General features: G+C 72.1%; 8 protein-coding genes. 1 reads left to right on the plus strand and 7 read right to left on the minus strand.

All coding sequences use genetic code 11. The annotated features are described in order from the left end of the window. Positions 1-129 precede the first annotated feature (129 nt). The 7 genes from ACFV9O_RS25235 to mshD all read right to left on the minus strand — a co-directional run bounded on the left by ACFV9O_RS25235 (position 130) and on the right by mshD (position 7,734). Entirely contained in the window at positions 130-576 is a 447-nt protein-coding gene (locus ACFV9O_RS25235) for an NUDIX hydrolase (protein WP_385421411.1), read from the minus strand. Next, positions 573-1,940, minus strand: a complete 1,368-nt coding sequence (locus ACFV9O_RS25240; RefSeq protein WP_385421413.1) for a CHAD domain-containing protein — start codon at positions 1,938-1,940, stop codon at positions 573-575. Before ACFV9O_RS25240 ends, ACFV9O_RS25235 begins: the two co-directional genes overlap by 4 nt. Further along, on the minus strand, positions 1,927-4,149 hold the full coding sequence (locus ACFV9O_RS25245) for an RNA degradosome polyphosphate kinase (protein WP_385421415.1): 2,223 nt from the start codon (positions 4,147-4,149) through the stop codon (positions 1,927-1,929). Before ACFV9O_RS25245 ends, ACFV9O_RS25240 begins: the two co-directional genes overlap by 14 nt. A gap of 362 nt (positions 4,150-4,511) precedes the next feature. After that, positions 4,512-5,417, minus strand: coding sequence for an ABC transporter permease (locus tag ACFV9O_RS25250; RefSeq protein ID WP_385421417.1), 906 nt, complete (start codon positions 5,415-5,417; stop codon positions 4,512-4,514). After that, positions 5,414-6,307 carry an ABC transporter ATP-binding protein gene (locus tag ACFV9O_RS25255; protein ID WP_385421419.1) on the minus strand — a complete coding sequence of 298 codons (894 nt, stop codon included), beginning with the start codon at positions 6,305-6,307 and terminating at the stop codon, positions 5,414-5,416. Before ACFV9O_RS25255 ends, ACFV9O_RS25250 begins: the two co-directional genes overlap by 4 nt. After that, positions 6,304-6,702, minus strand: a complete 399-nt coding sequence (locus ACFV9O_RS25260; RefSeq protein ID WP_385421420.1) for a GntR family transcriptional regulator — start codon at positions 6,700-6,702, stop codon at positions 6,304-6,306. Before ACFV9O_RS25260 ends, ACFV9O_RS25255 begins: the two co-directional genes overlap by 4 nt. A 108-nt stretch (positions 6,703-6,810) precedes the next feature. Continuing rightward, entirely contained in the window at positions 6,811-7,734 is a 924-nt protein-coding gene (mshD, locus tag ACFV9O_RS25265; protein ID WP_385421422.1) for a mycothiol synthase, read from the minus strand. Positions 7,735-7,881: 147 nt separating this feature from the next. On the opposite strand from mshD, the gene ACFV9O_RS25270 reads away from it, so the two are divergent. After that, positions 7,882-9,678 carry a bifunctional metallophosphatase/5'-nucleotidase gene (locus tag ACFV9O_RS25270; RefSeq protein ID WP_385421424.1) on the plus strand — a complete coding sequence of 599 codons (1,797 nt, stop codon included), beginning with the start codon at positions 7,882-7,884 and terminating at the stop codon, positions 9,676-9,678. Positions 9,679-9,794 lie beyond the last annotated feature (116 nt).

Genomic DNA, 9,794 nt, shown 5'->3' on the forward strand with positions numbered 1-9,794 from the left:
AACGGAAGGTGAACCCTGTCGGGCGGGCAAGTTCTTCAGTGTTGTGTGGGTGACGGGGCGTGGTGAGGGGTAGTACGGCGCGCCGCCCCCGGCGCTCGCTCCTGTGGCCATTGAAGCGCCTGAGTGGCGTCAATGTGTCCCAATTGTCCCAAGAATCCCAAGTTCTGAGATGAGAACGTCGACGAGGTGGCGGTCGCGGGGCTGGGTGAGCCACTCCCGGGCTTCGGCCGGGGGGAGCCAGACGATCCGGTCGACCTCGCGGTTCGGGGTGAAGTCGCCGGGGGTCTCCGCCTCGGCGGCCCAGTAGCTGACCTCCTTGGGGCGCCCGTTCGCGATGTAGTGGACGGTGGGGAGGCGCGGGCCCGGGGTCGCCTGGTGGCCGGTCTCCTCCAGGACCTCACGGAGGGCGCCGGCGAGGGGGTCCTCGGAGCGCTTCAGCTTGCCCTTGGGGTGGGACCAGTCGTCGTAGCGGGGGCGGTGGACGAGACAGATCTCTATGGCGTCGTCCCCGGCGGAACGCCGCCAGAGGACGCAGCCGGCCGCGTGCACCGTGTCCGGCGTACGTGGCGTGCTCATGGCGCGGCCACCGTCTGTCGCCGCCAGACCTGGTGGAACGTGAAGCGGGCGGCCTCGACCTCATGGCGCTGGTCGGCGTGCAGGACGCCGAGGGCGTACGCCGTCGCGGGGGCGATACGGGGGGTACGGGCGGCGGACGCGGCGGCCGAGGCGGCCTCGGCGGCGTCCCGGTGCCGGTCGAGGGCGCGGGCGGCGACCGTCAGCAGCGGGCCGGGGCCGGAGGCGGTGACCTCCTGCGCGTACCGGTGCAGCCGCAACAGCATCCTCACGTGGTGCCAGGGCGCGTCCTGCGCCTCGCCCGCGGCGGTCGTGGCCAGGCCGTGGACGAGCGCGTCGGCGTTGTACGGGTGCGCCGCCCGGGCCAGCGGAAGGGTGGCGACGGCGTCCAGCAGCCGCCGCTCGGCGGTCTCCGCGTGCGCGTCGAGCACGTCCGCGGGTGCGGCGGCGGCCGCCGCGAGCGGCACCTCGGACGCGAGGAGCGCGACGGCGTCGGCGACCGCGTGGAACCGCGACGAGCCGAGCACCTGCAACGCCGCGGAATGCGCCCGCGTCCGCCCGAGCGTCAGCTGCCGTTCCAGCAGCGCCCCGGCCCGCGCGGCCCCGACGGTGAGTGCGCCCCGGGCAGCGGCACCCGCGGCCGCGGGCGTGGTGGTGCGTACGGCCTGGGCGGCGGCCCCGGTTCCGGCCTCGCGCGCGGGAGAGGCGCCGACCGCACCCGCAGCCTTCGCCTGCACGGCCCTCGCGTCGGCCCGCGTGCCGCCATGTCCTGTCGTGTACGCGGCGGTGGCCGGGGTTCCCGCGGGGTCCGGGGCGGCGCCGCTCGAGTCCTGCCCGTCGGCGTCGGTGTGAACGGCAGTGTCAGCGTCTGCGGCCGCGGTCCCGGTCGTCCGTGCTTCCGGGTCCGCGAGACCGCTCGGCGGTGCCAGTGGCTCCGTACCCGTGGGGCCGCCCGGCACCGTGCGGGCCGCCGGGACCTCCGCGAAGGTCAGGTCCGCCTCCGCGCGTGCCGTGGTGACCGGGCCCGTGCCGGAGAGGCGGGCCAGGGCGTCCAGGAGGCGGTTGAGGCGCGCCGTGCAGGCGTGCTCCTGGGCGAGGACGCCGGAGAGCCAGGCGAGCTCGGTGCGCAGCTGGTCCGCCCAGGCGGCCTCCAGCAGGGGACGGTAGGTGTGGAGGGTGCCTCCGATGCGGCGGGCGGCGCGACGCAGCGCGCGGGCGGCTTCCTCCGCGCCCGCGGTGTCCGCACCGCTCTCGCCGTGCAGCCGCAGACTGCGCAGGAAGTCCGCGGCCTGCGTGTGCAGATAACCGGCCAGGACCTGGTCGGCGCCGGCCCCCCGCGGCACCAGGGGAAGGTCAGGGCTGTGCACGCCGGCGCCTCCGCGCGTCAATGAGCATTTCCTGTACGTGCCGCAGCGGCTGACCGTCGCCGTCCGTCGCATGCCGGGTCCACTCCCCGTCCGGGCCGAGGTGCCAGGACGAGGTGGAGTCCGACATGCCCGTCTCCAGCAGCCGGTTGAGAGCCGCGCGGTGGGCCGGTTCGGCGACCCGGACGAGCGCCTCGATACGGCGGTCGAGGTTGCGGTGCATCATGTCGGCGCTGCCGAGCCACACCTCGGGCTCGCCGCCGTTGCCGAAGGCGAAGACCCGGGAGTGCTCCAGGAAGCGGCCGAGGATCGAGCGGACCTGGATGTTCTCGGAGAGGCCCGCGACGCCCGGGCGTATCGCGCAGATCCCGCGCACCCAGACATCCACCGGCACACCGGCCTGCGAGGCCCGGTACAGGGAGTCGATGATCGCTTCGTCGACCATCGAGTTGACCTTGATGCGGACGTACGCGGGGCGGCCCGCCCGGTGGTGGGCGGCCTCCTTGTTGATCCGGGCGACCAGCCCGTCGCGCAGCGACTTGGGAGCGACCAGCAGCCGGCGGTACGTCTCGCGGCGCGAGTACCCGGAGAGCCGGTTGAACAGGTCCGAGAGGTCGGCGCCGACCTGCGGGTCCGCGGTGAGCAGGCCGAGGTCCTCGTACAGCCGGGCGGTCTTCGGGTGGTAGTTGCCGGTGCCGACGTGCGAGTAGCGGCGCAGGGTCTCGCCCTCCTGGCGGACCACCAGCGACAGCTTGCAGTGGGTCTTCAGGCCGACGAGTCCGTAGACGACGTGGCAGCCGGCCTCCTCGAGCTTCCGCGCCCACTTGATGTTGGCCTGCTCGTCGAAGCGGGCCTTGATCTCGACGAGGACGAGGACCTGCTTGCCGGCCTCGGCGGCGTCTATCAGCGCGTCGACGATCGGGGACTTGCCGGAGGTCCGGTACAGCGTCTGCTTGATCGCGAGGACGTCCGGGTCGCTCGCGGCCTGCTCCAGGAAGGCCTGGACGGACGTCGAGAACGAGTCGTACGGGTGGTGCAGCAGCACGTCGCGCTCGCGCAGGGCCGCGAAGATGTCGGGCGCGGACGCCGACTCGACCTCTGCGAGGTCGCGGTGGGTGCCGGCGACGAACTTCGGGTACTTCAGCTCCGGCCGGTCCTGCGAGACGATCCCGAACAGACCGGTCAGGTCGAGCGGCCCGGGCAGCGGGTAGACCTCGGACTCGGAGATCTTCAGCTCGCGCACCAGCAGGTCCAGCACGTACGGGTCGATGGACTCCTCGACCTCGAGGCGGACCGGCGGGCCGAAGCGGCGGCGCAGCAGCTCCTTCTCCAGCGCCTGGAGCAGGTTCTCGGCGTCGTCCTCCTCGACCTCCAGGTCCTCGTTCCTGGTCACCCGGAACATGTGGTGCGCGAGCACCTCCATGCCGGGGAAGAGCTCCTCGAGGTGGGCCGCGATGACGTCCTCGAGCGGGACGAACCGCTGCGGCGACGCCTCCAGGAAGCGGGAGAGCAGCGGCGGCACCTTGACCCGGGCGAAGTGGCGGTGGCCGCTGACCGGGTTGCGCACGACGACGGCGAGGTTGAGCGAGAGCCCCGAGATGTACGGGAACGGGTGCGCCGGGTCCACGGCCAGCGGCGTCAGGACCGGGAAGATCTGCTGCCGGAACAGGGTGAAGAGGCGGGCCTGCTCCTTCTCCGTGAGCTCGGGCCAGCGGATGAGGTGGATGCCCTCGTCGGCCAGGGCGGGGGCGACGTCCTGCTGGTAGCAGGCGGCGTGCCGGGCCATGAGCTCGCGCGAGCGGGTCCAGATGAGCTCCAGGACCTCGCGCGGCTGCAGACCGGAGGCCGAGCGGGTGGCGACGCCGGTGGCGATGCGCCGCTTCAGACCTGCCACCCGGACCATGAAGAACTCGTCCAGGTTGGAGGCGAAGATCGCGAGGAAGTTGGCCCGCTCCAGGAGCGGGGTCATCGGGTCCTCGGCGAGCTCCAGGACCCGCTCGTTGAACGCGAGCCAGCTGCGCTCGCGGTCCAGGAAGCGGCCCTGGGGGAGCTCGGCACCCTCGGTCTCGTCCTCGTACGTATCGAGGTCGGAGTCGATGTCGGGCTCGAGATCGGACACCGCGGCGGAGACCGTGTGGGGGCGGTGCGCGGCTATGGAGCCGACGGACGGCTGAACGTGCTGGACCGGGACCTCGGCGGGCTGCTGGCTCATAACCCCATTCTTCCGCGCGAAGGGGTTCCCGGGCGCGTCGGAGCGGGCCGTCGTCAGGAATGGCCGCCCATTTTGGGGGGCTGGCACGGCGGGCGGCTGCATTCACCGAGGGTCGCAAGGGTCCCTGAATGGGTGGTAACGAGAACATGACGCCTGGGCAAGCAGGGCGCCGCGCGCGGATTCCCGGGGGCGGCGCCCCCGCGCGCCCCCGGGCCTCCCGGGGGTGGCCCGGTAACCGGCGCGTGGGCCGCTGTGTCCGTCCTCAAGCGCCGGACGGGCTGGGGAGCTTACCCCCGGGACCGGTGGGTCGGTCCGTGTCCGTCCCCCGAGCGGACGGGCCTGTTCGGCGCGGAGCCCTCCGCTCAGGCGTGGTGCCGGCGCAGCACCCGGAAGGCCACGGCCGTGGCGAGCACGGCCAGGGCGATGACGACACCCGTCTCGACGAACTGGATCGGCCAGAAGTGCGAGGCCGGGTGGTACACAGCGAAGTCCTCGACCCCGCCCCGCGCGGCCATGCACTGCTGGGGCATGCCCGCCCCGTAGCAGTCCTCCCAGGACAGCCGCGCCCCTGAGGCGGTCAGCATGCCCGAGTCCAGCGGCCAGTTGGTGCCGCTCTCCGCCAGGTCGGGACCGGTCGTCATGACCGTGGGCCACAGGTACTCACGCAGCCCGCCGCCGGCGAGCAGCAGTGAGCCGGTCGCGAGCCCGGCGACGCTCATGGCGACCACCGTGCGGCGCACCAGCAGCCCGGCGAGGGCCCCGACGGCGACGGCGAGCAGCACGTACGCCACACCGGCGGGGCCGAGGGCGATGTACGTCGGGTGGTGCCAGAGCTCCAGGTACGCGCTGTGCCGAACGGGTGCCAGGCCCCAGCGGTGTACGCCGACCAGCACGGTCGCGCAGACCGTCGCGACGACCGCCGGGACCGCCAGCTTCGCCGCGAGCCAGCGGGCGGGTGACACCGACTGGGTCCACAGCAGCCTGTGGGTGCCCGACTCCAGGTCGCGGGCGACGAGCGGCCCCGCCACGAAGGCCGCGACGAGCAGCGGCAGGAACATGATCGCCGTGGTGGTCCTGTCGAGGGCCCACAGCAGTCGGTCGTGCCATTCCGTCGGCCTGAGCACCGTCTCGTACTCGGTGACGTACCAGGTCCGCGTCACGGCGACGGCCGCGACGGCCGCGGCCGTCAGCGCGATCGCCGTCCACAGCGTGCGCCGGTGCCGGCGGACGACGACCCAGGGCATGCCCCTCAGCGTCAGGGCGCTCATGCCACGACCTCCTCGGCGGGCGGGGTCAGCAGGGTGGGTGCGTCGGGGGAGCGCAGATGGGCCAGCACGACTTCCTCCAGGGAGGGTTCCATGGTCTGCCAGTCGGCGGAGATCGGGCCTTCGGGGCGTACCAGCGCGGTCAGTTGGCGCCCCGTCGTGCGCGATTCGACGACGGTGTGCGGGTCGAGGCCGGCGGTGGCCGGTCCGGTGACCAGGGTGTGCGCGGCGACGAGTGCGTCGATGGCGCCGCCGAGGCGGATGCGCCCGCCGTCGACGAGCAGCAGATGGTCGCAGGCGCCCTCCAGTTCGGTGAGGATGTGCGAGGACATCACGACCGTCGTGCCGCGCTCGGCGGCGTCGGCGAGCAGGGTGCCCATGAGCTGATGGCGGGCGAGCGGGTCGAGGTCGGCCATCGGCTCGTCGAGCAGCAGCAGTTCGGCCTGCTTGCCGAGCGCGAGGGCGAGGGCGACGCGGGTGCGCTGGCCGCCGGAGAGCGTGCGGACGCGCGCGGCCGGGTCCAGCTTTCCGGCGTCGACGACCTGCCCGGCGATGGCGTCGTCCCAGCGGCCCGGGTTGAGCTCGCGCCCCATGCGCAGGGTCTCCGCGACCGTGAGCCCGGGCAGGAGCGGCTTGTCCTGGCCGATGTACGCCAGCCGCTTGCGGGCGGACGCAGGGTCGGTGCCGACGATGCGGAGGCTGCCCTCGGTGGGGCGCAGCAGACCGGCGGCGAGCGCCAGCAGAGTCGATTTTCCTGCTCCGTTGGGGCCGACGAGGGCGCAGATCCGGCCGGTGGGCAGCCGGAAGGTGCAGTCCCGAAGGGCCCAGGTGTGGCGGGTTCTCCCGCCGAATCGTCTGCCGAGGCCGGTGGCCTCGAGTGCCGTGTCGGTCATGCGTCGTCCCCCTGGTGGTGTTTCGTGAAGTGCTCGTCGAGTGCGGCGGTGAAGAGCGCGGCCACGTCGTCCCGCTCCAGGCCCGCGGCACGGGCCCGGACCGCCCAGTCGGCGAGCTCGCCGCGCAGGGGGGAGTCGGCGGGGGCGGCGCCCAGTGACTTCCGTACGAAGGTGCCGAGGCCGCGCCGGGCCTCGACGAGGCCTTCGCGCTCCAGCTCGCGGTAGGCCTTCAGCACGGTGTTCGGGTTGATGGCGGTGGCTTCCACCACCTCGCGGGCGGTGGGCAGCCGGTCGCCGGGCTCCAGCAGTCCCAGCCGCAGGGCCTGTTTCGTCTGCTGAACGATCTGTACATAGGTGGCGATGCCACTGCGCCGGTCGATCCGGTACTCGATCATGCACCACCCTTTCACTAATGAAGTAGTGAAATAGTGGTGGAAGAAAGGGGGCGGTGTCAACCGCCCCCGTTCGTCAGCCTGGTACGGGATGGCTCGTGCGGGATCCGCTCACGTCTCCGTGCGGTACATCAGGTCCACTTCGTGGGTCGCGAAACCGAGCTGCTCGTACACCCGCAGGGCCGCCGTGTTGTCCGCGTCGACGTACAGCATGACCGTGGGGAGGGCCTGGGCGGCGAGATGGCGGAGACCGATGGCGGTGAGGGCCTTGCCGAGACCGGTGCCCTGGGCGTCGGGGCGGATGCCGATCACGTACACCTCGCCGAGCTGCTCCTCCGCATGGACCTTCGTCCAGTGGAAGCCGACGATCTCGCCCGCGCGCTCGGCGAGGAAGAAGCCCTTGGGGTCGAACCAGGGCTCTTCCTTGCGGTCGTCGAGGTCGCGCTGGGTGATCGAGCCCTGCTCGGGGTGGTGGGCGAAGGCCGCCGCGTTGACCGCGAGCCAGGCCTCGTCGTCCTGGCCGGGGACGAACCTACGGACCGTCACGCCCTCCGGGAGAACCGGGTCCGGGAGGTCGAGGGGGCTCAACGGGCGGCGCAGCTGGCGCAGTTCGCGGAAGAGGGTGAGGCCGAGGACCTGGGCGAGATGGCGGGCCGCGGACTTGCCGCCGTGCGCCCAGACGCGAAGGCGCTTGCCGGAGGCGGCCAGCAGCGTGTTGCCGAGGGCCCGGCCGTGGCCGCGGCCCCGGTGGCTGGGGTGGACGACGAGCTCGGCCGCCGGTGCCTCGACCGGGTCGGTGTCCTCCAGTTGGGCGTAGCCGCGGAGATCGCCCGCGACGGTGAGCAGGAAGTGCCGTACGCCCTCGCGCCGGCCGTGGCGCAATTGCAGCCGCCCGTGCTCGGAGACGGCCTGCATCCCGTCGGCGCGGGCGGCGACGGAGAGCAGGCGGAGGACGTCGTCGGACTGCTCGGGGGAGAGTTCGTCGAGGGTCTGGATCTGCCGACCGGGCTCGAGGGCGGGGGCTGCGTCAGTCATATGTCGAGGGTACGGCGCCGCGCCGCACCCGATCAGAAACCAGCTCGTAACCCGTTACCTCTGTCGCGCTACGCGCGTTGACTCTAGGCTGCCCGGCTGAGGACGACTGTCGTCACACGAACCGACGCTGAACTGACAAGGGGACAGATGTCAGCGACACCGCACCAGAAGCGCCGCCGCATACTCGCCGCCGTCGCCGGACTGACCACCGTCGGCGCGCTGGTCGCCGCGATGCCCGCCGGGGCCCACGACCGCGGCCACGGACACGGACAAGGCCGCACGGTCGACGTCCAGCTGCTGTCCTTCAACGACCTGCACGGCAACCTCCAGCCGCCCGCCGGCTCGGCCGGGCGTGTCACCCACGCCAACGAGGACGGCACCACCAGGACGATCGACGCCGGTGGTGCCGAATACCTCGCCACGCACCTGCGCCAGGCCCGCGCGGGCCACAAGTACTCGATCACCGCCGCCGCCGGCGACATGATCGGCGCCTCGCCGATGCTGTCCGGGCTCTTCCACGACGAGCCGACCATCGAGGCGCTGAACGAGCTGGAGCTCGACGTCACCTCCGTCGGCAACCACGAGTTCGACGAGGGCGCCAAGGAGCTCTCCCGGATCCAGAACGGTGGCTGTCACGAGAAGGACGGCTGCTTCGAGGAGGGCAAGGAGTTCGAGGGCGCGGACTTCCCCTTCCTCACCTCCAACGTGACGGACGAGAAGACCGGCAGGCCGCTGCTCGACCCGTACTTCATCTGGGAGCGGGACGGGGTGAGGATCGGCTTCATCGGCGTCACCCTGGAGGGCACCCCGAACATCGTCTCGGCCGAGGGCATCAAGGGCCTGAAGTTCGCCGACGAGGTCGAGGCGATCAACAAGTACACCAGGATCCTCGAGCGCAAGGGCGTCAGGTCGATCGTCGCCCTGATCCACGAGGGCGGCTCGCCGGCCTCGGCCTCGTACAACTACAACTGCGACAGCCCCGGCCCGGGCGACGGCATCTCGGGTCCGATCGTCGACATCGCCAAGAACGTCAGCCCGCAGGTCGACGCCCTGGTCACCGGCCACACCCACCAGGCGTACGCGTGCACCGTCCCGGACCCGTCGGGCACGCCGCGCACGGTCACGTCGGCGGCCTCCTTCGGCAAGCTGTACACCGACACGACGCTCACGTACGACCGGCGGACGCGCGACATCGTCCGTACGTCCGTGGCCTCCGCCAACCACGTCGTCACCCGTGACGTGCCGAAGGCCGAGGACATGACGAAGCTCATCGACCGCTGGAACGTGCTCGCCGCGCCGATCGCGAACCGGCCCGTCGGCTATATCTCCGCCGACATCGACAACCCCTTCGACGCGCCCGAGAAGCCGCTCGGCAACCTCATCGCGGACGCGCAGCTGGAGGGCCTCGCCCCGGCCGACAAGGGCGGCGCGCAGCTCGCGCTGATGAACCCGGGCGGTATCCGTGCGCCTCTGACGCACGCGACCTCCGCCGGCGGTGAGGGCGACGGCGTCGTGACGTACGGCGAGGCCTTCACCGTGCAGCCGTTCACCAACATGATGACGGCGGTCGACCTCACCGGCGCCCAGCTGATCACGACGCTGCAGCAGCAGGTCAGCGGCGCGAACCTGGCGGCACCGAAGATCCTCCAGGTGTCGAAGGGCTTCACGTACACGCTGGACATGACGAAGACCGGCGCCGACCGGATCGTCGTCGGCTCGGTGAAGCTGAACGGCGAGGCGATCGACCCGGCGAAGACCTACCGGGTCGCGATGAACGAGTTCCTGGCGGGCGGCGGCGACGGCTTCGCCGTTCTCAAGGAGCACAGGAACAAGCTGGTGGGCGCGTCCGACCTGGACGTCCTCACCGCCTACTTCGCCGCCCACTCGAGCCCGTCCGCTCCGCTGGCGCCGCCGGCGACGGGCCGGATCACGGTCGTCAAGTAGGGCGCGGCAACGAAGGAAACGAACGAGGGGTGGGGGGGCATTTGCCCCCCCCCCCCCCGGTTTTTCCACAGAAAGCCCCTCTTTTTCTGCCCCCCTCTTCCCCCCCCCCGGTGCCC

This window comes from Streptomyces sp. NPDC059909, assembly GCF_042730885.1.
Lineage (GTDB): Bacteria > Actinomycetota > Actinomycetes > Streptomycetales > Streptomycetaceae > Streptomyces.